Consider the following 23508-nt stretch of genomic DNA (forward strand, 5'->3'; position numbering starts at 1 on the left):
CAGCCTCCTTCAGTCACTTCAACGATCGCAGTTTCGACTTGAATTGGTTTATTCCACGGAAGCGTTTGCTTCCTCTTGCACCTTTTGCAGCTCTTCTGCCATTTTCTCTGGCGTGGTCTGACCACCAATCAACTTCTGGATTTGCAGATTGCTGATCTCTGTCGTCACATCGGCCTGAACGAGTGCATCAAATGCCGGGAACGACGTCTTGGACGCATTAAGCACGGCCACAATTTCTTTCATCAGATCATCGGTAATGCTATCTGTCAGCACTTTCTCATCCAGCTTCATGGCCGGCAACACACCGTCTTCCACAAGGCCGCGGATCTGCATATCTTCATTGTAGAAATTTTTGATAAAAGCTTTCACTGCTTCCAGCTTCTGCGGATCGTCTGCCACGGATGCGGAGAAACCGTATCCATTGTTCACATCACGCATCAATGACGTCTGATCGCCTGCTCCGTTCTCTACCGGAGGCATATTGAAGAATCCAACCTTGCCAATGAGTGATTCGCCACTCTGACCTTCCTTGAATACAGATGATTTCCATGTTCCGTCATACATTAATATTGCTTCGCCGCTCGTAAATTGCGTGGTATATTCGGCATACTCGAAGCCCAGCTCACCTTTTTTGAAGTAACCCTTATCGACCCATTCCTTATGCTTGGCAAAACCTTGCACGACACCCGGGTCGGTCCATTTCGCTTCACCTGTTGCAAACTTTGCAGTAATCTCCGGCCCGGCATACCGGGACCACAGATGATTGGTTAACATGAGCGGTACCCAGCCTGCCTTGGATGCAGAAGCAAGCGGCACTTTGCCATCGGCCTTGATCTCGGCCAGTATATTGTCCAGTTCAGCCATGGTGGTTGGGGCTTTCCATCCTTTTTGTTCAAAGTACTCTTTATTGTAGAAAAAACCTTCGCCCGAACCGCCAATCGGCAATCCATATACCTGGCCTTCATACGTAAATGGTTCAAGGGATGTGAACTGGTCTTGAATGCCCAGCTCTTGCAGGATCGGAGTCAGATCAAGCAGCATACCTTCTTTGGCATAAACTTTGGAATCCGGGCTGCCAAACAGTTCAAATATATCCGGCGGGTTGCCTGCCGCCATCTCTCCACGAAGCTTCTCCTTCCGATTCACATCGGATTCGACACCATCCAGCGTAAAAGTCAGGTTGGGTATTTCACCTTCAACTTTGTCCACAACATCCTGCAGGATGGCCAGTCGTTTCTGTTTGTCAGCCCCTACTTGAGTGTGGCGGAGAAGCATCTCAATCGGTTCCTTACTTGTCTCCTCCATAGGTGTATTGCCTGCGCCTTGCTGTGGCTCGTTACTTGAGCTTGCACATCCCGCCAAAGTCCATGAAGTGATAAGCAATAATGAAAGCAGTAATGTCATTCTTTTTTTCATCTGGTTGACCCTCCTCAAGATATTGAGCTTTTGGCTTTACACTCTGATTATAAAAAGCCGGAGCTTACATCGTAAGGATGACAATTCATCAATGGAGGGATAAAATCCTTCACTGGACCAATAATCTTGCATTTACAATGGATAACAGCAAAAAACAGCCCCTGCGAAACATGTTCGCAAGGACTGCTTGGGTTGAAATATAAGTTGAACTTAAAAATAATTACACTTGCCACTCCGATGACAGAACAACCTTCCGATCGCTGTTATCCCCAGATTATTTTTAATTCACTTATACAAAGGTGAAAATCTGGGGATAAAGGCGAACGCTCCGCTTCTTCAGCTTATTTCTGTCCTCTTCGTTCTCGTGTAAAAAATTAGTTCAAATTATATAGATCCTGTATATAACTGTAGTTACTTACCTGAACAAGCCACGCCAGCCGTTTCCTGGCGACCTTGTTCGATCAGGCGATACGCCCGCTCCACTTCTTCTTCACTTGGTGAAGGAACTCCATCCAGTGGATATACTTTACCGAGCGCTTCCCATTTGTAGATCCCCATCTGATGGTATGGAAGAATTTCGAACTTTTCGACGCCATTCAATGTTCCAATAAACCGTCCGAGGTTAAGCAGATCCTCTTCCTCGTTATGAATGCCAGGCACATACACGTGACGTATCCACATTTTCCGACCTTGCTCCGATAACCACTTGGCCGTTTTCAACGTTCTCTCGTTGGATTTGCCTGTCAACTTGATGTGTTTCTCATCATCAATATGTTTGAGGTCCAGCAGTACCAGGTCTGTGTGATCCAACAGATCGTGAATCCGCTCCGGTTCGTTAAACCCATTGCTGTCCAGCGTCGTATGCAATCCCCAACGCCGCTTTACTTCCTTGAAGATTTCGGCTACAAAGTGAGCCTGTAACGTTGGTTCTCCGCCAGATATCGTGAGTCCGCCTCCAGAGCTGCGGTAGTAGGATAGATACGGCTCAATTTCAGCCAGTACCTCCTCTAGCGTCATTTCTTTTCCACCATCCAGCGCCCATGTATCAGGGTTGTGGCAATACTGACATTTGAGTAGACATCCTTGCATAAAAAGCACAAAGCGGATGCCTGGGCCGTCAACCGTCCCGAAAGTTTCGAGTGAATGAATATGTCCGTTAACCATGCTGCCTCTTCCTTTCTGTATCCGCATCCGCTGTGCGTTTAATATGATTTGGAATATCTTGCTCTAGCGGTCTTCTACTTGCAAATTAATTACATCGAGCCATGGAACGTACGGTTGATGACATCCAACTGTTGTTCACGAGTCAGTTTAATGAAGTTAACCGCATATCCGGATACCCGTATAGTCAATTGTGGATAGTTTTCCGGGTGATCCATCGCATCAATCAATTGCTGACGATCAAATACGTTAACGTTCAGGTGATGAGCGTTTTGACCGAAGTAACCATCCATCATCGCAGTCAGATTGGATTTACGTGTAGTCTCCTCTTTACCCAATGCTTTTGGCACGATGGAGAAGGTATTGGAAATCCCGTCAAGACTGTGTTCATAAGGCAATTTGGCTACAGAGCCAAGGGATGCCAGTGCACCTTTTTTGTCACGACCATGCATTGGGTTTGCGCCTGGAGCAAATGGTTCACCTGCTTTACGACCATCCGGTGTAGTCCCTGTTTTCTTACCGTATACCACGTTGGAAGTGATCGTCAGAACGGATTGTGTTGGAACTGCGTTACGGTAAGCTTTGTGTTTGCGAATCATGCCCATGAAGTTCTCGACCAGTTCAACAGCAATGCTGTCTACGCTGTCTTCATTGTTACCGTAACAAGGGAAGTCTCCTTCGATTTCGAAATCAACTGCGATGCCTTGTTCGTTACGAATTGGTTTTACTTTGGCATATTTGATTGCACTCAGTGAATCTGCTGTAACCGACAAACCAGCGATACCACAAGCCATCGTACGTACAATGTCACGGTCATGCAATGCCATCTCGATACGTTCATAGCTGTATTTATCGTGCATGTAGTGAATGACGTTGAGGGTGTTCATGTACAGCTTCGCCAGCCACTCCATCATTGGTTTGAAGCGTTTCATAACCTCATTGTAATCCAGTACTTTGCTAGTGATGGCAGGATACTCAGGTCCAACTTGTGCTCCGGATTTCTCGTCACGACCACCGTTGATCGCATACAGGAGAGCTTTAGCCAGGTTGGCACGAGCACCGAAGAATTGCATTTGTTTCCCGATCTTCATAGCCGACACACAGCATGCAATACCGTAATCGTCACCGTAGATCGGACGCATCAGATCATCATTTTCATACTGGATTGAGCTGGTTTCGATGGATACTTTGCTGCAATAATCTTTGAAAGCTTCTGGAAGTTTCGTTGACCAGAGAACAGTCAAGTTCGGTTCTGGTGCAGGACCCAAGTTGTGCAGTGTATGCAGGAAACGGAAGCTGTTTTTGGTTACGCGTGTTTCACCATTCACAGACATGCCACCGATGGACTCAGTCACCCATGTTGGATCTCCACTGAACAGTTCGTTGTAATCCGGTGTACGCAGGAATTTGACAATCCGCAGTTTCATTACAAAATGGTCAACCAATTCCTGAGCCTGTTCTTCGGACAGAATGCCTTCTTGCAGGTCACGTTCAATGTAGATATCCAGGAAAGAAGATACACGTCCCAGTGACATCGCAGCACCGTTTTGTTCTTTGATCGCAGCGAGATAACCGAAGTACAACCATTGGAATGCTTCTTTTGCTGTTGTCGCTGGCAAGGAAATATCGAACCCGTGCATATCGCCCAATTGTTTTAATTCTTGCAATGCACGAATCTGCTCAGACAATTCTTCCCGCAGACGAATCACATCTTCATCGATAACATCAACTTCGAGTGCATTCAGTTCACCTTTTTTGTTACGAATCAAGAAGTCTACCCCGTACAAAGCTACACGACGATAGTCACCGATAATCCGGCCACGGCCGTAAGCATCTGGCAGACCTGTAATAATCCCTGCTTTACGTGCTGCACGCATATCGGAAGTATAAGCATCGAATACACCTTGGTTGTGTGTTTTGCGAATGTTTGTAAATATATCAATGACGCCTTGAGGCAATTCGAAGCCATACGCTTCACATGCATCAATCATCATCCGGATTCCGCCTGTTGGTTGAATGGAACGTTTGAACGGAGCATCGGTCTGAACGCCGACAATCTGCTCTTTGGATTGATCCAGATAACCGGGTTGGTGAGAAACAATAGTCGCTGGTGTGTTTACATCAACGTCAAGGACACCGCCGTTATCCCGTTCTTTTTTGGTCAGATCAGATACGATATCCCACAATTCTTTGGTATTCTGGGTTGCACCTGCGAGAAATGCTTCGTCACCGTAATACGGAGACAAGTTGTGTGCCAGAAAATCATTCACATCTACGGATTTGGTCCATGTTCCTTTGGTAAAGTTTCTCCAGCCTGTTTGTTGTTTGACATCTTTTTCAATCACCGACATCGTAATCCCTCCACTAATTTGGATTTCTGGACACATAACATCTTGCTTCATTCGTAGCATTGTGTGCCCAGAGCCGCGATTAATGTGAATTGTTTCACATAAACCGGAACATGTTCTCTCTACTTGGGAACCGGAACCGCGGGATGAATGTTTTTCTTACATTTTCAGTATACGACTTGGGGCTTTCATCATCTGTGATTTTTGTCACAAAGTCAGTGAACTAACTCACTCCACCTGCGCTGTGTCCCATTGAAATTGAAACTTTACACAGGATCACTGCGTGGCAGAACAACCTTCCAATCGCTGTTATCCCCAGATTTTTTTGATTCCCTTTTGAAAAGGGAAAATCCGGGGATAAAGGCGAACGCTTCGCTTTTTCAGGTTATTTCTGCCCCTCCGTTGTCGTGTAAAGGGTTCGTTCAAACGGCCCCATCACGGGTTCCGTGTAACCTCTTTGAGAACCCCTTTGCTCCTCTACGCTCGGAGCAAACCAAATCTTAAAATACTCCTGAAAAACAGATGCTTTGCTCTGCTGTTTTTCTGCCCACTCCGTTATTGTGTGAACATCTGGCTCAAACAGCCACCTCACGGATTCCGTGTACCTCTATAGAACCTTTTACTCCTCTATGCTCGGAGCAAATTAAATCTTAGAATAAAACCTGAAAAACAGATGCTCGCTCTTCTGTTTTTCTGCCCTCTCGTTATTGTGTGAACATCTGGCTCAAACAGCCACGTCACGGATTCCGTGTAACCTCTCTAGAACCCTTTGCTCCTCTATGCTCGGAGCAAACCAAATCTTAGAATAACCCCTGAAAAACAGATGCTTTGCTCTTCTGTTTTTCTGCCCTCTCGTTATTGTGTGAAAGACGGCAATCGGGGCTCCCCATTTGGGGAACCCTGATCTTCTTGCCGTAAGGCACGCGTCGTTCTAAGTTTATTATTCAAACTTTCCGTAGAAAGCGTTGCGGTATACATCAGCCAGTTCAGTTACCAGCGGTAACTTCGGATTGGCGGTTGTACATTGGTCTTCGAAGGCACGGTCTGCCAGATAATCTACATGTGCTTCAAAGTCTTTGGCATCAAAGCCGATTTCCTGGAACGATTCTTCAATGCCTAATGTTTTGTTCAGGTTACGAATGGCGTTGATGAGACTGGTTACGCCTTCTTCTGTCGTACGAGCAGGCAATCCCAAGATGCGGGCGATTTCGGCATACCGCTCATCCGCTACAAAGTGCGAATATTTCGGGAATGATGCAAATTTGGTCGGTTTTTTCGCGTTGTAACGAATGACGTGTGGCATCAGAATCGCATTGGTGCGTCCGTGTGCGGTGTGATACTGACCGCCCCATTTGTGCGCCAAGCTGTGGTTAATGCCCAGGAATGCGTTGGCAAACGCCATACCTGCAATCGTGGAAGCATTATGCATTTTCTCACGTGCCAGTTTATCTCCTTGCAGTGCCGATTGCTCCAGGTATTGGAACACCAGTTGAATGGCTTTGATCGCAAGTCCGTCCGTGTAATCATTTGCCATAACAGATACATAAGCTTCAATCGCATGCGTCAGTACGTCCATACCTGTATCGGCAACAGCTGTTTTAGGCAGGGAGTATACAAACTCCGGATCAACAATTGCTACGTCTGGTGTCAGCTCATAGTCGGCCAATGGATATTTGGTGTTACCTTGATTTTTGTCTGTGATAACAGCGAACGAGGTCACTTCAGAACCTGTACCGGATGTGGTTGGAATCGCTACAAATTTCGCTTTTACGCCGAGACGTGGATATTTGTAGATCCGTTTGCGGATATCCATGAATTTTTGTTTCAGGTCGTTGAAGTCCGTGTCTGGGTATTCATAGAACAACCACATGGCTTTGGCAGCATCCATCGGTGATCCACCGCCGAGTGCGATAATGCAGTCTGGTTGGAAGCGGCGCATCATTTCGGTTCCGCGGTCTACCGTTGTTGTGGATGGATCTGGCTCAACATCGGAGAATACTTCGATCGCTACTGGCATTTGGCGTTGACGCAGATAGTGTTCTACCTTTTCAACATATCCAAGCTTCACCATCATGGCATCCGTAATAATCGCTACACGTGTGATGTCAGGCATTTTGGCAAGATACTGCGTTGCCCCTTTTTCGAAATAGACTTTGTTCGGCACTTTGAACCATTGCATATTCACGGTACGGCGAGCCACCCTTTTCACATTGATTAAGTTCACAGCGGTTACGTTGGAAGAAGTCGAGTTACGTCCGTATGATCCGCATCCCAGTGTCAATGACGGCATGTTTGTGTTGTAGATATCCCCGATGGCACCGTGTGTGGATGGTGAGTTCACAATAATCCGTCCAGTTTGCAGACGATCTGCGAATTTGCCAATCACTTCTTCATTTGTGGAGTGGATAACCGAGGAGTGACCCATGCCGCCAAAAGCAACCACTTCTGCTGCACGTTCAATTCCCTCTGCTGCCGTTTTAACTTTGTAACAAGCCAGTACCGGGCTTAATTTCTCAGCCGACAATGGGAATTTTGTACCTACCCCTTCAATCTCGGCCACGAGAATTTTGGTGCCTGCTGGAACTTCAATACCGCACAATTTCGCAATGCTTACCGCAGATTGACCAACAATCGCCGGGTTCACCGCACATTTCTCGGCATTAATCGCACCCGCTGTCAATTTTGCTGCTTCATCTTTGTTAACAAAGTAACAGCCGTTCGCAATCATTTTTTTCTTCACTTGATCAAAGATCGGTTCTTCAATGATGACCGCTTGTTCAGAAGCACAGATCATGCCGTTATCGAAAGACTTCGACAGGATCAAATCCGTTACTGCCTGATTGATATCCGCGCTTTTCTCGATGAAGCAAGGTACGTTACCCGGTCCTACGCCCAGTGCAGGTTTACCACAGCTGTACGCTGCACGTACCATGCCTGATCCGCCTGTTGCCAGAATGAGAGCCACATCATTGTGATTCATCAGTTCGTTTGTACGATCCATGGAAGGATCATCAATCCATTGAATACAATCTGCTGGTGCACCATGTTTCACAGCCGCTTCCAGCAGGATTTTGGCAGCTTCCCGGCTACAATTCTGTGCAGATGGGTGGAAACCAAAGATGATCGGGTTACGCGTCTTGATGGAGATCAGTGCTTTAAACATCGTCGTTGATGTTGGATTGGTAACGGGTGTAATCCCCATAATAATGCCGACCGGCTCCGCAATTTTCTGGAAGCTCTCATATTCGTTATCTTCAATCACACCTACGGTTTTGTCATACTTGATGCTGTGGTACACATATTCTGTTGCAAATATATTTTTGGTGATCTTATCCTCATATACTCCGCGGCCTGTTTCTTCTACGGCCATCTTAGCGAGCATCATGTGTTTATCCAGACCCGCAAGCGCCATCGCTTGCACAATCCGGTCAATCTGCTTCTGGTCCATCTTCATGAATGCAGCGTGTGCTTTATTCGCTTTGTCGATTAACGTTTGAATATACTGACCTGCTGTCGGTTCTTTTGCTGGGGCGACTTCGTTCTTTACAGCCATCTCCCTCATCCTCCTAAAGGTTCGTATTAGTTTGTCTCTCTCGTTTACATTCACATCGTAACATGACAATAAACTTAATTATGTGATTTTTTTCACAAAGTATAACAAATTTAATTTAAGTTTTGTAGTGTCCTTCATACGACCATTTTCACTTCCTATTTAAAATATAGGGCTGTAAAATTCATCCTCCCCATTAAAAGTGAATTTTATCACAATGTTTGAAATTTCGTCATTTTTGCCCCCTTTCCTTCCCCCTCAAACGGTAAGATTAGGTATATACTGAACTTAAAAATTGAACCACCGCAATTTGTACCGTCCTTCTTCCCGGCCGAGATGACCCTGATCAGGACGGCAACGGTTTGCGGCGAACCTCGGAGGCTACTGCTTATTACAGAAGGTCGTCCGATGGACACAAAGGGGAGATAGACTTATGAGAGAACTAACAACTGTACTGGAAAAGCGCGGTAATACCAACTGTTTCTCGGAAGCAAATTTCAACCATCTGTTGGTTACCATGAAAGATAGAACCTATCCGGAAGGTACACATCTGTACTGGGAAGGCGATATCTCTGACAAACTTTATTATATGAAACGGGGTCGTGCCCAGATCACCAAATCCACGGATGAAGGCAAGGAACTGATCATGTACATGTATCAATCCGGTGATATGATTGGGCAGGCTGATCCCTTCTTTGGCTCTAAACACAGCTTCTCTGCGGAAGTATTAGAGGATAGTGAGATCGGTGTACTGGAGCATAAAGACCTGGAGATGTTAATCTGCCAGCATTGTGACTTTGCGATCGACTTTATGAAATGGATGGGCATCCACCACCGGTTGACACAGACCAAATTCCGGGATCTCATGTTATACGGCAAACCGGGTGCACTCTGCTCCACCCTCATTCGGTTGTCGAATTCGTATGGTGAGCCTCATGGAGAGCATGTCATTATTCACAAAAAAATTACCCACACGGATCTGTCCAATATGATTGGAGCCACTCGTGAAAGTGTAAACCGCATGTTAAGCGACCTGCGTAAGAAAGATGGGATTGAATATGACAATGGCATGATTGTCATCAAAGATCTGAAGATGCTGCAAGGGATCTGTCACTGTGAGCTTTGCCCGAACGAGATCTGTCGTATTTAATATTTGACTATGCAATCGGAAATTGTTTATATATTTCAATGAAAAAAAGCCCATCTCTCTAAAAAGAGATTGGGCTTCTTGGTATACTTAGGATGCGTTGGTCAATTCAAGCTTTACCGCATCACGTGGATTCAATTTCATGTCCAAACCATTTTCCATTAATTCTTTGTCATTCACCATAATGACCCACCGCTCATTCATACGAGGCGTGACATTCTCGACCGAAACGACAAATTTGTTATTCTCCGACATTCTTACAATGCCGCTGGACTTCAACACATCGCGAACTGTGCACTCCTGAACATAGACGCCAGCATATTGACGATTAAGAGTTGGCATAATGTTTCCACCGCTAACCTTGAGTAACGTTGTCTGATATGCAACGCCATCCCCCCCACTGTCAGCGGCTTTCACGTAAATGATCACTTCATCTTTGGCATGAAGCTCCATGTCCCAATCTTCCTGCTCAATATCCTTGCCATTTAATTTGACAGCCCAGCTAAGCGAAGAATCCAGAGAAACTTCACCGACGGATTGAATCCGTTTGCCATCTGCCGTAAAATCAACCAGTCCGCTATTGAGTAATGCTTTTTTGATTGTCAAACCCTCACTAAAATCTCGCTTAATGGACTTTGTTGCATCAGGCAAAAACGTACTGCCATCTACAGCCACTGTGATTGTATTCGCTGTTTCTGTCTCTTTGACAATTGGCTGCTCAGAAGGCTGTGTCTCACTACAACCAGCCAAGATCGCCAGTAGGAGCAAACATACACCTATGTAACCGGGGATTTTCTTCATCATGTAGGTAACACCACCCTGCGTAAAATCATTCACCCTGTTGTCCATAACCTCTATTATGGCACAACCTTCGGCAAAAAAAAGTGTCAAAGCCGTTACTTTTATAGGGTTCCGCCTCCAAATAAGGCTTGTACAAGAAAGAGAGCCTGCACACAGGCTCTCCAATCTAAATTATTTTCACGTTATCATTGGTTGCGTTATCATTGGACACAAGCCTGCATGTATGTCCGTCCTCCATCGCCATCTTTCAGATATGGATTAAGTCCGAAGAACTGCTCCTCAGACACATATACCCCTGTCAGCAATCGCCCTTCAAGTAATCCACCATCCACCTGTACGCAGCATGAAGGTGCATCTACATACTCCTGATACAACGGAATCTGCCCATATTGTTGATGTACCTTGAATACCTTGCCTTGCTCATGCAAAGGTCGTTCCGAGAAATAGGTAGGCACAATATAACGGGCAATGACATCCAATTCCTGCACGCTATAAAAGGGTTCATCACCAAGCCATGGTGCAAACATTCGAATCTTCTCATATTGAGACCAGACAACCGCCTGAATCAGCATTTCTGCCTGAACCAGCCGACCTTCTCCCACATCCAGAACCCATTGCTTACCATGGATAGTTTCTTCCATCTGAGACATCGTTGAATCAGGTTGCCCCAGCTCACATCCGATACACTTCCAGCCCCTGGACGTTTGAATCCATTTTTGCAGCACCGCCGGAGCTAATCTCGGACCATCGCTGTTCACAGAATGCGTATTCAATTGGGCAAGATCATCCTTAACCGATCGGGAATATGCTGTGCGCTTGAATAACTCTGCAGCTTTTTTGTAAATTAGATGGACCTGAATGGATGCGCTCTCAAGTTCTGCAATATCTTTCTTGCCGTAGCGTACTTCACGGGATAAGCTTTCTTCTCTCATGACGAGTGGGCCTCCTTCGCTCCGGCCGTCTGTGGCCATTTTCTATAGATTATACTACAACTCATGACAACATGTGCATAGCCCAAGAGAAAAACGCCGCTCCACCTAATCCTTAAGACAAAAACCCCTGATTTCCACGGAAATCAGGAGTCTATGTCATTCATGCAACGAATGCGGGTGATGCTTATACGTTAGTCAACCCACTGCTCAGCCCAGTCTTGAATTTGATTCATGACAGGCTGGAGCGCTCTACCTTTATCCGTCAGTTCATATTCAATACGAACCGGCGTCTCGGGATAGACGTGACGAACCAGAATACCTTCACCCTCCAGATCTTTCATCCGTTCGGATAACATCTTATCACTCATGGATGGGATCAGATTGGAGATATCCTTGAATCGCTTCGAACCACTCATCAACGTTTGAATAATTAAACCATTCCAGCGCTTGCCCAAAAAAGAAAACGCCGTCTCAAAACGCGGACACATCCGCAAGTCTTGACCTTCCACATTAATCACCTCTTTAGAGATCACTCAACTTACATTTTGTTAGTATATTTCATAATAACATATTTAAGCTTCAAAGAAAACGCCTGCAACTAAAAAGTTTAAATTTTAGAAGCATAATATCCAAAATGGATCATATATCCCAGTATACATTACACGCTGCGTCGTAACCATGGGAAATATCGTATAACTTCCCCATAGTACTATCTTACCCAAAAAGAACCCAACTGCCACAGTCATCATTGACTCGGAGAAGGGTTCCTGGGTATATGCTTGCGTTTACGTTATCTATATCAGTTCAACTAAAGAATATCTACACTAGCACTTCAATGTCAGAACAACTTTCCGATCACTGTTATCCCCAGATTTTTTTGATTTCTTTCTAAAGGAAAAAAATCCGGGGATAAAGGCGCACGCTCCGCTTCTTCAAGTTATTTCTGCCCTCTCCGTTGATGTGTAAATGTTAGTTGAACTGATATATCTCTTTCACGAAGCAAATTATGAATTAAACCAGCACGCCACCAAATGGTCTTACAGGTTCACTCTTGCCAAATTCCGGCTTAAAACTGCGGGCAGGATATGCCCATTTCACTGCGTTACTGATTACTCTTAATATTTCCGGTTTGTAATAGGTCGGATACGTCTCATGACCTGGTCGGAAATAAAAGATTTTACCTTCACCACGCCGGAACGTACATCCGCTCCGGAATACTTCCCCACCCTGGAAGTTGCTTACAAACACCAGTTCATCCGGCACTGGAATATCGAAGAATTCACCGTACATCTCTTCTTTTTCCAATACAATCTTGCCTTCGATGCCATCCGCAATCGGATGAGATGGGTTAACACACCATACAATTTCCTGCTCGTCAGCTACACGCCATTTCAGATCGCAGCTTGTTCCCATCAGCGCTTTGAATGGTTTGGAGAAATGACCTGAATGGAGCACAATCATCCCCATGCCGTTCAGCACTCGTTGCGCAACCTTCTGTGAGATCTCATCACTTACGCGATCATGTGCCATATGTCCCCACCATATAAGCACATCTGTGGAATTCAGCACTTCATCACTTAATCCCTGTTCAGGCTGATCCAGTGTAGCTGTACGAATAGCAAAGCCTTCGCCGCCAAGTCCGTCAGCCAGTGCTCGATGCAGACCATCCGGGTAGACTTCCCTTACTTCATCGTGAATTTTCTCATGGACAAATTCATTCCAAATGGTGACGTTGATCATATTCAATTTCCCCCTAGTGTAACTCTAAACCCACCACATATCGCCCAGCGGTTCTTCGATTAATACTTGCTGGAGATTTTGCACGGCTTTAGAGAATCCTTCTTCAACCGACATCAGACCGTCTTCGTGCTCAATACTTACTACATAATCATATCCGACCAGACGCAAGGCACTCATAATGTCTGCCCATGTCTTGTTATCATGTCCATAACCAACCGAGCGGAACTGCCAAGCCCGATCCAGCATATTGGTATAGTCCTGCATATCCGTTACACCGTGTTTGTTCACGTTTACCGGATCAATCGTTGTATCTTTGGCATGGAAGTGATGGATGGCTCCTTCACGTCCCAAGATGTGAATTGCCTGAACCGGATCAATACCTTGCCACCACATGTGACTTGGGTCCAGATTGGCTCCGATCACTTCACCTGCTGCTTCACGCAGTCTAAGCAACGTTGCTGGAGTATGAACGGAGAATCCACCGTGCAGCTCCAATCCAACTTTTACGTTACGATCTGCTGCAAATTTACCCCACTCTGTCCAGTAAGGGATAACTTTGTTCTCCCACTGCCACTTCAGGATTTCCTGGAAATCATTCGGCCATGGTGCAACAGGCCAGTTGGGATATTTGGCATCCTCATGGTCTCCCGGACAACCGGAGAATGTATTCACTACAGGTACTTCCAGCTTCTCAGCCAGTTCTACCGTTTTAACAAAATCATCGTGAAATCCTTTGGCAATATCCTTTTGCGGATGTAGCGGGTTACCGTGACAGCTGAGTGCACTGATGGTCAAACCGCGTGATTCCACTGCATTTTTGAAGTTTTTCAATGCTGTAGGATTGCTTAACAACTCATCTGGCTTACAATGTGCATTGCCTGGATGTCCGCCTGTTCCGATCTCTACTGCTTTTAATCCCTTGGATGCTACATAATCAAGAGCATCCTCCAATTTACGTCCTCCGAATAGTACCAAAAATACGCCGAGTTTCAAGTGCGATTCCTCCCTGGATTAGATATCGTATGATTGCTGAATTCATGAATATTGAACTGTATACAATTACCGTTCAGATCACATGCCTGTTTGATTAGTGTGGAAAATCGAGAGTGTTTCTATCCTGAAATTGAACGTAAGAATACTGGTTATTCTGCATCACCCGTAAGAGCATCAAGCTTGGAACACTTTTTACTCAGACTAGTGGGATTCCACGGTTTCAATCTCAGTTTGAACTGTGCGAGTTACTGCAAAAGAATCATAGCTGCTCTCCAGATGTACATGCTTGCCTTCAAGTGAAGAACGCTGGAATGAATGCATGGCTTCCAGTACGTGATAAGCTAGCTTGCCACTGGCTTTGTGTTCCCGTCCGGCACGAATGGATTCAACCATTTCCGTTACGCCGATGCCTCGTTCGTTTTGTCCACTTTCGAAGACTGGTTTGACCGTCTCCCAAGTGTCTTGACCGTATCTGCGAACCTTCACTTCCCCGTTAAAATAATTGGGATCCGGTACACTAAGCGTACCTTCTGTACCATAGATTTCAATACGTGGCAGATCCGAAGCTCCGCGAATATCGAAACTGGTAATCATGGTTGCAATGGCACCTTCTGCAAAATCAATGGTTCCTGCCAAGTGGGTAGGCGTCTCTACTTGCAGTGCTGTACCTTCCTTCGGCCCAGAGCCAATCTTGCGATCTGCAATCTGTATGCCTGCCGAGGCGCTGATTCTGCGTATCGGTCCAAGCAACGTAATCAGAGCGGTCAGGTAGTAAGGTCCCATATCAAACATCGGTCCGCCACCTGCGACATAAAAGAACTCCGGATTAGGATGCCAAGCTTCTGGTCCTCCACCCATGAAGAATGAAGTCGCTGCAACCGGCTTGCCAATCAGCCCATCCTCAATGGCTTTACGAGCTGTCTGTATGCCTGAACCAAGGAAGGTGTCCGGTGCAGAACCAACATACAATCCCTTTTCCTCAGCCAACTCAACAACCTTGCGACCATCCTCAAGAGAAATGGCCAGCGGCTTCTCGGCATACACATGTTTGCCTGCTTCGAGTGCAGCCAGATCGGTCATCGCGTGACTGCCAGGAACCGTAAGGTTCAACACAAGTTCAATTTCGTTATTTTGCAGCAACTCATCTACATTGTAAACGTTTGCGATATTAAATTCATCTGCCCGTTCCTGAGCGCGTTCACGAATCAAATCCGCAACAGCCACGACTTCAATGACCGGGTTGTTTTTGAGATTTTCCAAGTAGATGGCGCTGATGTTACCACACCCGATGATGCCTGCTTTCATTTTCTCCACTGTGACGTTCATCTCCTTACGCATGGTTAAAATCTGCGTTTGAATGGTTGAGATACATATGTTTTGTTGGATGTTTCCTGTTCCTTGAATCTAATACTATGGTATTCCGTTTCAGCTTCAATTAAAATGAATAATATGATTGAAACATGAACTATCTGGTCATAATTTTCAAATTGCAAGGAGTATGCCCATGCCGACAGATCAATCCTGCCAAGTTCTTACAGCAGGCTTTTCATTTCATCGTAAACCCTACGCTATGGTGCAGCCTGAAGGGGTGAAGAACTACCTGTTAAGACTGCAAACAGACGGACGTTGCCGTGCACGCATAGACGGGGACATGTCCCTGATAGATGCGGGCGATCTGCTTCTTTTTGATCCTGACGAGCCCTATGAGCTGAGAATTGACAATGAAACCAATCCGATGGGAGAACGACTGGTGGAGAGTGGCGACTATCACATCTTCTTTAATGGTTCCTGGGTGGATGAGTGGTGGAAGCGTCACAAACGGCCGACCCGAATCAAAGTCGAACTGACGGAAAGCCTCTTGGTCCTGTTTCGACAACTCGTGCTGGAACAGCGCCGCATCTCCAATCCTTATCCGGAAATTTCAAGTTATTATATGCGAATTTTATGTCTCGAAGTGGATCGTCTGCTCGCGGAGCATCCAACGATAACCAACACCAATTATGTGGCCTATGAGATCAAGAATTACATTGAAGAAAACGCTTCCTCTTTATTCAAGCTGGATGATGTGGCAACACATATTGGCATCAGTGTCTCACGGGGTGTTCATCTCTTCAAAGAAGCGTTTGGCAAAAGCATCATGCAATACACGCTTGACGTACGGTTGAACATGGCCAGGGAACGAATTATTTTCAGTCCAATGACCCTGGAGCAAGTGTCTGAGTCTTCCGGCTTTAACAACTATACCTATTTTCATCGGGTATTCCGTTCCCGGTTCGGCATGTCCCCGAAGGAATTCCGCGTCATTCACCGGGAACAGATGTAATCATATTAGTATACGTAAGTTGAACTTATTTGCGCGCGGCTATGGCCTCGGATACAACCATCGCCAGATCTTCATTGCCAAACATGGACAACACGCCAAGTACCGTATCATCCGGGATCTCACCGGCTTCCTCCTTGGATACAATCAGCTTCTGCACCTGCTGCAAACGCTCGTTGCTTTGCTGATCCGGGTAGGCTTGCCGGTACATCTCTTCCGGGTCCAAACCATTATTGACACACCACTGGGCAAATACGAGGATCATCATCTCTTCTTCCTGTTTATAGGTTTCTACAACAGCTTCCTCGATCTGTTTATTACGTTCCTTTTCATATTCATCCATGACTTGTATTCCTCCGTATGTGTATTCTGCAATTATTTGCGAATCAATTGTTCCGCCAGTTCATGACTGTCCATGACGTGACTTGCACTGATCAGGCAATCATCAGGCGCGTCCAGACAAGCCAGGAAATTATCAACTGCTCCGCTAAAACCTCTGCGTGTTAACACGGTGTCCCAGCTCCCGAACGTTTCTTTGGTTTCCAGACTCCCCTGTTCCATGCAGCGGATCGTGTCCATGTTCACCACTTCAACAGAGCGTCCACCACCATGCAATTCGATCTTCTCCAGGTCTGCCCCAGCCTCACGCACCATATCGAATCGACCGTAAGCTGTTCTGCCCAGCTTGGCCGTTCCTGTTGCATGTAGCAGTCTGTCCAGATCATTCTTCCGAATCCATTGATGAAGCAACTCCACATTATGATCCGAGTACCACAACATCAGATCCAGCATATGGATGAGATCATCATAGATGGTTTCTGCCGCAGGACGATCCTGAATGCCTGTACGATGTTTGGTCACTGTCAAGGATTCAAAACCTTTTCCACCCTGCATCCATTCTTTCCCTTTTTGGTACATCGGTGCGAATCTGCGGTTGAAGCCCACTGCCAGTAGCAGCCCTTGTGCCTCGGCAAAAGCAGTCATCTCTTCCGACTCCCGAATCGTATAGGACAACGGCTTGTCTACGTACACGGCTAATCCCTGTTCCAGACATTGCATGACAATGTCAAAGTGCGCTTCCGTTGCTGTATGTACAAACACCGCATCCAAGTCCCAGGACAACAGTTCTTTCAGATCCGTTGTTCCCCGTTCTAATCGATACGCCTCCTGAACGGCTTTGACCGGCTCCGGAGATCGGTTCATAATGCCTACAATCTCCACGTTCGGATGAGCTGTTAACAGCGGCAAATATACTTTACGTGCAATATCGCCCAGGCCGATAATTGCAACTCGTTTACGTTGGGTTGTTTCCATGATGATCATTCCACCTTCAGTTCGGTTCTATATTTCCACGTCCTATAGTGTAACCCTTCGGACAGCAACTTGCCAGTGATTGCAGCAGACTTCGCACGAATTGTTCAGACAATGGGCGAACGTGGTAAACTGAGGAGGAACAGCAGTACAGATCGGGACACGACCAGACCTGCCTGATCTGAAAGGAGCGTTTGGGATTTTGCGAAAATGGTTATGGCTTCTGTTATATGTTTTACTTGCAGGAGTCACGTTTATTTACAGATATGAACTACTGGCCTGGACCGATCTTCATCAGTCCATTCCTCTGTTACTCGCCATGGCAACATTGTTTGCTCTTGTGCCTGTAATTCCTTATAAGTTTGTTATTATCGCCTTTGGTTACAGTTACGGTACCACCACGGCAGCCTGGATATGCTGGCTTGGCACCACACTTGCAGCCATGCTCGTGTATGGCGGAGCAAGAACCATCTTCAGACATCAGGCGAGATCGTACCTCGAACGCATTCGGGGTCTAAACCGTTTTACCACATGGATGGAAGCACATCCGTTCATGGGTGTCATGTCGATGCGACTGTTGCCGATCGTGCCTCAGATGGCCGTTAATATCTACGCAGGTATAACGTACACACCATTCTGGGTCTTCATGCTTGCCACGGCCATTGGGAAAATGCCAGCGATTTTTGTATTTGCCTATGCAGGTGCACAAGCTGAAACCTCCATCTGGCTGAGCCTGGCCATCCTTGCCGCATATCTGGTGTTCATGGCCATTGTTCTGCTCTTATTTCGCTTTCGATCACGCAACAAAGTCTGAATTTAGAATTCGCAAACCGTTCAGATTCAGCTTGTTTTCATTCCGGCTTGGTTGGCTTGCCAATTCAGGATATAATAGAAGAGCAAGCCTAATGCTTGTGTAACAAGTTTAATAAAACGGTAGATTGCTGGAGCTCGAACACGAGCGCTAAATCTTCATCAGAAATGGAGTGACTATAGCATGGAACAACATTCAAGTGAGTTAGCAACTTTTGCAGGCGGATGCTTCTGGTGTATGGTATCCCCCTTTGAAGAACTGCCCGGTATTCATAAGATCGTATCGGGTTATACAGGAGGACATACCGAGAATCCAACATATGAAGAGGTCTGCTCGGAGACAACAGGACATGTAGAGGCTGTACAAATTACGTTTGACCCTGCCATCTTCCCTTATAAGAAACTGGTTGAACTGTTCTGGCAGCAGATTGATCCTACGGATACAGGCGGGCAATTCCATGACCGTGGATCTTCCTATCAGACGGCCATCTTCTATCACAGTGAAGAACAGCGCCAGATTGCGGAAGCTTCCAAAGCGGAGCTGGGACAAAGCGGACGTTTTGACAAACCAATCTTCACTCCGATTTTGCCAGCCAAACCGTTCTATGAAGCGGAAGAACATCACCAAAATTATCACCGGAAGAACCCTGCCCATTACAAACGCTACAGCAAAGGTTCTGGACGTGTAGATTTCATCGAACGCAACTGGACCGGTAACGTGGATAAAGACGGGCTGAAAGAGCGTTTGACGCCGCTTCAATATGAAGTTACGCAGAACAGCGCAACCGAGCCTGCATTCCATAACGAATTCTGGGATCACCACGGTGATGGTATCTATGTGGACATCGTATCTGGCGAGCCATTGTTCAGTTCTACCGACAAATACGACTCCGGCTGCGGCTGGCCGAGCTTCACACGTCCATTGCGTGACCACAACGTGAAAGAAAAAACCGATCTCAGCCACTTCATGATTCGTACCGAAGTGAGAAGTCGTGAGGGCGATTCCCATCTAGGTCACCTGTTCAACGATGGTCCTGCCGAAGCAGGTGGAATGCGTTATTGCATCAACTCTGCGGCACTTCGTTTTGTACCCAAAGAAGACTTGCAAAAAGAAGGATACGGTGAGTACGCCGTCCTTTTCCAATAAAGTTATAATACTAATACAAAAAGCAGTGGGATGATCCCGCTGCTTTTTTGTTGTACATTCTTGTTTTTCATAGACGAACTATTGTTGCACGAGAATGCACTGGTTAGGTTTGGCTCGAAGAGATTTCCGAAGTCAAATGGCTGGCAGGAGCCGTCTGATCATTACGAAATTGAATACGCATCGCTGGAACAATACCCATGATCATCACGGTAACCGAAATTGCGTAGACAATAAAAATGGATGTGCTGTTCATCAGTACACCTGCCATGGAAGATCCAAGAAGCATGCTTCCTATGAATAAAGGTGTGATGGTGCCATTCACTCTTCCGATCAAGTGCTCATCTATCCGGGTGACCAGGTACGTGGAGATGATGACGTTGATAAATGCCAAACTGATTGAGCTCAAGAAGCTGATCAAAAGGGTCAGCCAGAACCAACTGGATAACACTTCCCCCATCGTGGCTACAGCCAGACACAGCACACCTACGATTAGAGTTAAAGTCTGATTCAACTTGCCACTTACAGCAGCCGCAATCCCTCCTCCAATCAATAAACCTAATCCGGACGCTCCAGAGAGGAACTGTAACGACGTTGCTTCAAGTCCCAGACGTTGGGTGATCAGAAATATTCCAAGTGGGCTGATGAGACCCGCAGAAAGCCCTATACAGATGAATACCAGACTAAGCATTTTTAACGAGCGAGATCGAGCAACATATTGCCAGCCCTCTTTGATATCCGCTAATAATGAGGTATTTGTTTCCCGCTGGGTGGCGTCTTTAGGCAGAAATGTGAGTAGAAGCGCAGAGGTAAGGAATAGAATGAGTAATGCGTACATGGATGCCTGAATTCCCATTGCAGTGTATATAAACGTTCCGACGATTGGTCCGAGAATTAAAAACAACGATTGACCACTCTGTGTAATCGCAATTGCAGATTGCAAATGTTCTCCCTTTACATTTCGCCTCACAATCTTTAGAGAGGATGGTTGAGAAAACTGGCTAACGACAGAGGATACAAACGTGGCTACGTATAGAATCTGCCAATACCCGGAAGATAAGACGGCAATAATCATGACAATGGACAACGCACTCAGAATATCCCCCAGTATCATCGTACGTTTGGGATTCCAGCGATCAGCAAGTGCACCGCCAATGATGGAGAAAACAAAAATCGGGGCATATTCAAGTACGGTAATCAGCGAGACGGCTATTGGACTTCCCTGAGTTTGATCCATCACATAATAGAGGATCGCCATATTCCGGATCCATATCGCCAGATTTTGCAACAAATCAGACCCTGTAACGATTAAAAAAGCTTTGTTCCTGAACAATGTGTTCATTCTCCATCTCCCCTTTTAAACCGACTGTCCGGTTTATTAATATTCAAAAGAAAAACTGACGTTACATCAGCTTTTCATGGTTAACGTTGATGAATGCCTGCCAGCAGACTGGCCATGCCTTTGTGGTAAATACGACGAATATCCGTCAGGTCCTTCTCGTAATAAAGTGTAGTCAATCCGCTAAACAGACCGTAGATAATGTGCATTACATCCTGTGGGTCATCCTGTTTTAACTCCCCATCTTCCATCCCTTTAGTAATAATGGACTCGTATGTCGCATACGGAATTCGGATCAGGGAAAGCATCTCATCAAGCATCTCTTGACTGACGACCTGACCCGAGACAAACTCGTTAATGGCGTGATTCAGCGGGTTAGCCAAATCATCCACGTAATGGTCAGCAAGTCCGTAAAGTTTGTCTATGGCGGTCTTATACCCTGATTCTTTGTCCAGCCAAGCATTCATCCAATCTTCATTGTTAAGCTTGATTAGATACATGAATAACTCTTCTTTGCTTTTGAAATGATAATAGATGCTGCCTTTACTCCGATTGTTAATCGTACATATGTCTTCCATGGAAGTTGCACTATATCCCTTTTGGGCAAACAGTTCCTTGGTATTACGTGCAATGTCTTTCTTTATCTGGGTAACATCTTTTCTTCGTTTGACTTCGATTGGAAAAACCTCCATAAAATAAACCGACTATTCGGTCTAATAGTATCACAGCACAAATAACCCGTCAATTCAATTTGCACAGGCACCCTCTCATTTGCTACTTCAAAAGATGTACAAGAGAGTGCCTGGCGACAATTCAGGAGAGAAGTCGTCACATCATACTTACGATCCAACCGATCCAATACGCAAATGGAATTAATAGCAACTGTGCCAACAGAGTACCAAACAAACGAGATACAAGCATGCAGCCATAAATCTGATTCATGCGATCCAAACGGATCTCGCCACGTAATGATTTGTCACTGAGCAGGGAAATCCGCGGATCAATCAGGATGGTTAGCAAAATAGTCGCTATTCCGTTAATTAGCCCGGTTGATTGAGATGCAGCTACAGCCTGCCCTGGGTAAAGATAAGCTGCGTACAAGCTGGACAGGACACCCGTGGTGTAGATTGCGGTTACCGCTACATTAAGCAGCATTAACCGTCTTGGCATCCCATGTTGTACCAATCGTTTGGCCATCTTCCAGGATGGCGGGGTGATGTAATACGTTACATTTCTAATCTTGCTTCGCTTCAGCATACCGCGAACCATCGCAGGGATAGAGCCGGCTGCTTCAAAATGTACTACCATTCTCGATGAGAGCTTCACCATGGTTGGAAAACACAATATGGCTAATGCCGTTCCTATTGTTGCCGCACCCATTAACCAGTGCAGCTGCGCTGCAAAGTGTGGATTGGCTCCACGTGTTGCGGTATCCACCAGATTACCTACCATCGGACCTTGGGCCATATTCGAGGTTCGAGAAACCAGCAGCAAGATACCTGCCAAAGAAATGGCCAGTGCAATTCTGCGGGTGCGTAAACCACCAAGGCGTAGCGCGTATGATAAGCTGTCTGCGGCATGAATCAGCATGGTGAACAGCATAGGGATTGCCAGGCTAAGACTAAACATATGTATGTACTCCTTTATATTCCTGTTATTGAACTTATTTCTTTCATGGACAGCATTATACTCCTCTGGCTTGCAAAAGTATAGGAACGAGATCCTTTTATATAAGTTGAAATAAATAATGTTTACACTGGACACTCCGATGACAGAACAACCTTCCGATCGCTGTTATCCCCAGATTTTTTTGATTCCTTTTATAAAGGGATAAATCCGGGGATAAAGGCGAACACTTCGTTTCTTCAGGTTTTTTCTGTCCTCTCCGTTTCGTGTAAATGTTTATTTCAATTTATATAGATCATCGGTAAATGCACTTACGGCCTCGGCTGTTCATCGTTTATCCCTCCCCTCAGAGGGTAATATACAACTAATCCATAATTCTACAGGAGGGGTTCATATGCCTTGGAACAAACATGACTATCCGGTATCCATGAAGAACCTGGAACCACGTGTCAGACACAAAGCAATTGAGATTGCCAATGCTCTGCTCGACGACGGGTATGAGGAAGGACGCTCGATTGCCATAGCGACAGCAAAGGCAGAAGAATGGGATGAAAATCATCCCGCACCGGAAAGTTCGAAATCGGACTCCACATCTTCTTCCGATAATTCCAACCCTAAAAAGTCGTCTTCCACGGATCGTCGTCATTCCGAGCCCGTTTCTTCGTCCAAAAGTCATGACAACATCCATGTCGTGCCTACCGACTCCGGTTGGGCGATCAAAGAAGAAGGAAAGTCTACCTATCTGTCCACATATGATACTAAGGCAGAAGCTGTAGATAAGGCCAAAGAACTGAGTGGCAAACAAAATATTCGAGCGATTATCCATAATCAGGATGGTCAGATTGCTTCTTCGATCAAACCCTGAATGAA

20 protein-coding genes are annotated in these 23508 nt (G+C 45.9%); 5 read left to right on the forward strand and 15 right to left on the reverse strand.

Going from position 1 to position 23508, the window contains the following annotated elements:
* Positions 1–48 precede the first annotated feature (48 nt).
* The 4 genes from NST33_RS20635 to adhE form a co-directional block, all read right to left on the reverse strand.
* Entirely contained in the window at positions 49–1416 is a 1368-nt protein-coding gene (locus NST33_RS20635) for an extracellular solute-binding protein (protein ID WP_221822167.1), read from the reverse strand.
* Between the two features lie 411 nt (positions 1417–1827).
* Positions 1828–2580: a pyruvate formate-lyase-activating protein gene (gene pflA / locus NST33_RS20640; protein WP_076215706.1), complete on the reverse strand. Its 753-nt coding sequence runs from the start codon at positions 2578–2580 to the stop codon at positions 1828–1830.
* An 89-nt stretch (positions 2581–2669) separates the two neighbouring features.
* Positions 2670–4928 carry a formate C-acetyltransferase gene (pflB, locus tag NST33_RS20645; protein ID WP_221822169.1) on the reverse strand — a complete coding sequence of 753 codons (2259 nt, stop codon included), beginning with the start codon at positions 4926–4928 and terminating at the stop codon, positions 2670–2672.
* A gap of 937 nt (positions 4929–5865) precedes the next feature.
* Positions 5866–8478, reverse strand: a complete 2613-nt coding sequence (gene adhE, locus NST33_RS20650) for a bifunctional acetaldehyde-CoA/alcohol dehydrogenase (protein ID WP_076333275.1) — start codon at positions 8476–8478, stop codon at positions 5866–5868.
* Between the two features lie 430 nt (positions 8479–8908).
* Here adhE and NST33_RS20655 point away from each other — a divergent pair, with 430 nt between their 5' ends.
* Positions 8909–9625: a Crp/Fnr family transcriptional regulator gene (locus tag NST33_RS20655; RefSeq protein WP_036614443.1), complete on the forward strand. Its 717-nt coding sequence runs from the start codon at positions 8909–8911 to the stop codon at positions 9623–9625.
* An 87-nt stretch (positions 9626–9712) separates the two neighbouring features.
* Here NST33_RS20655 and NST33_RS20660 read toward each other — a convergent pair whose 3' ends face one another.
* From NST33_RS20660 to NST33_RS20685, 6 genes are all read right to left on the reverse strand, one after another.
* On the reverse strand, positions 9713–10459 hold the full coding sequence (locus NST33_RS20660) for a hypothetical protein (protein ID WP_339304876.1): 747 nt from the start codon (positions 10457–10459) through the stop codon (positions 9713–9715).
* Between the two features lie 164 nt (positions 10460–10623).
* Entirely contained in the window at positions 10624–11355 is a 732-nt protein-coding gene (locus tag NST33_RS20665; protein WP_221822175.1) for a hypothetical protein, read from the reverse strand.
* Between the two features lie 191 nt (positions 11356–11546).
* Positions 11547–11843 carry a helix-turn-helix domain-containing protein gene (locus tag NST33_RS20670; RefSeq protein WP_221822238.1) on the reverse strand — a complete coding sequence of 99 codons (297 nt, stop codon included), beginning with the start codon at positions 11841–11843 and terminating at the stop codon, positions 11547–11549.
* Positions 11844–12366: 523 nt separating this feature from the next.
* Positions 12367–13095 (reverse strand): ThuA domain-containing protein, encoded by a 729-nt coding sequence (locus tag NST33_RS20675; RefSeq protein ID WP_339304879.1) that lies wholly within the window; start codon positions 13093–13095, stop codon positions 12367–12369.
* A gap of 24 nt (positions 13096–13119) precedes the next feature.
* Positions 13120–14088 (reverse strand): sugar phosphate isomerase/epimerase, encoded by a 969-nt coding sequence (locus NST33_RS20680; RefSeq protein WP_036674961.1) that lies wholly within the window; start codon positions 14086–14088, stop codon positions 13120–13122.
* A 201-nt stretch (positions 14089–14289) separates the two neighbouring features.
* Complete coding sequence (locus NST33_RS20685; RefSeq protein ID WP_091028759.1) at positions 14290–15402, reverse strand: Gfo/Idh/MocA family oxidoreductase; 1113 nt, start codon at positions 15400–15402, stop codon at positions 14290–14292.
* A gap of 190 nt (positions 15403–15592) precedes the next feature.
* On the opposite strand from NST33_RS20685, the gene NST33_RS20690 reads away from it, so the two are divergent.
* Complete coding sequence (locus tag NST33_RS20690; RefSeq protein WP_221822176.1) at positions 15593–16411, forward strand: AraC family transcriptional regulator; 819 nt, start codon at positions 15593–15595, stop codon at positions 16409–16411.
* A gap of 25 nt (positions 16412–16436) precedes the next feature.
* On the opposite strand, the gene NST33_RS20695 is transcribed toward NST33_RS20690, so the two are convergent.
* Positions 16437–16751 carry a hypothetical protein gene (locus tag NST33_RS20695; protein ID WP_036674958.1) on the reverse strand — a complete coding sequence of 105 codons (315 nt, stop codon included), beginning with the start codon at positions 16749–16751 and terminating at the stop codon, positions 16437–16439.
* Positions 16752–16783: 32 nt separating this feature from the next.
* Positions 16784–17722, reverse strand: coding sequence for a Gfo/Idh/MocA family oxidoreductase (locus NST33_RS20700; protein ID WP_221822178.1), 939 nt, complete (start codon positions 17720–17722; stop codon positions 16784–16786).
* 199 nt (positions 17723–17921) lie between these two features.
* On the opposite strand from NST33_RS20700, the gene NST33_RS20705 reads away from it, so the two are divergent.
* A complete protein-coding gene (locus NST33_RS20705; RefSeq protein WP_221822185.1) occupies positions 17922–18533 on the forward strand; it encodes a VTT domain-containing protein in 612 nt (203 codons plus the stop codon).
* Between the two features lie 180 nt (positions 18534–18713).
* The gene (gene msrA / locus NST33_RS20710; protein ID WP_036614455.1) at positions 18714–19676 is read left to right on the forward strand and encodes a peptide-methionine (S)-S-oxide reductase MsrA; all 963 of its coding nucleotides are present in this window, start codon (positions 18714–18716) and stop codon (positions 19674–19676) included.
* Between the two features lie 103 nt (positions 19677–19779).
* Here msrA and NST33_RS20715 read toward each other — a convergent pair whose 3' ends face one another.
* The 3 genes from NST33_RS20715 to NST33_RS20725 all read right to left on the reverse strand — a co-directional run bounded on the left by NST33_RS20715 (position 19780) and on the right by NST33_RS20725 (position 22641).
* Positions 19780–21015 (reverse strand): MFS transporter, encoded by a 1236-nt coding sequence (locus NST33_RS20715; protein WP_339304882.1) that lies wholly within the window; start codon positions 21013–21015, stop codon positions 19780–19782.
* Positions 21016–21095: 80 nt separating this feature from the next.
* On the reverse strand, positions 21096–21704 hold the full coding sequence (locus tag NST33_RS20720; protein ID WP_339304884.1) for a TetR family transcriptional regulator C-terminal domain-containing protein: 609 nt from the start codon (positions 21702–21704) through the stop codon (positions 21096–21098).
* A 136-nt stretch (positions 21705–21840) separates the two neighbouring features.
* A complete protein-coding gene (locus NST33_RS20725) occupies positions 21841–22641 on the reverse strand; it encodes a lipid II flippase Amj family protein (protein WP_339304886.1) in 801 nt (266 codons plus the stop codon).
* 391 nt (positions 22642–23032) lie between these two features.
* Here NST33_RS20725 and NST33_RS20730 point away from each other — a divergent pair, with 391 nt between their 5' ends.
* Entirely contained in the window at positions 23033–23503 is a 471-nt protein-coding gene (locus tag NST33_RS20730) for a DUF2188 domain-containing protein (RefSeq protein WP_339304888.1), read from the forward strand.
* Positions 23504–23508 lie beyond the last annotated feature (5 nt).

Origin of the sequence: Paenibacillus sp. FSL L8-0435, assembly GCF_037965655.1 — a bacterium.
In the GTDB taxonomy this organism is placed as follows: domain Bacteria; phylum Bacillota; class Bacilli; order Paenibacillales; family Paenibacillaceae; genus Paenibacillus.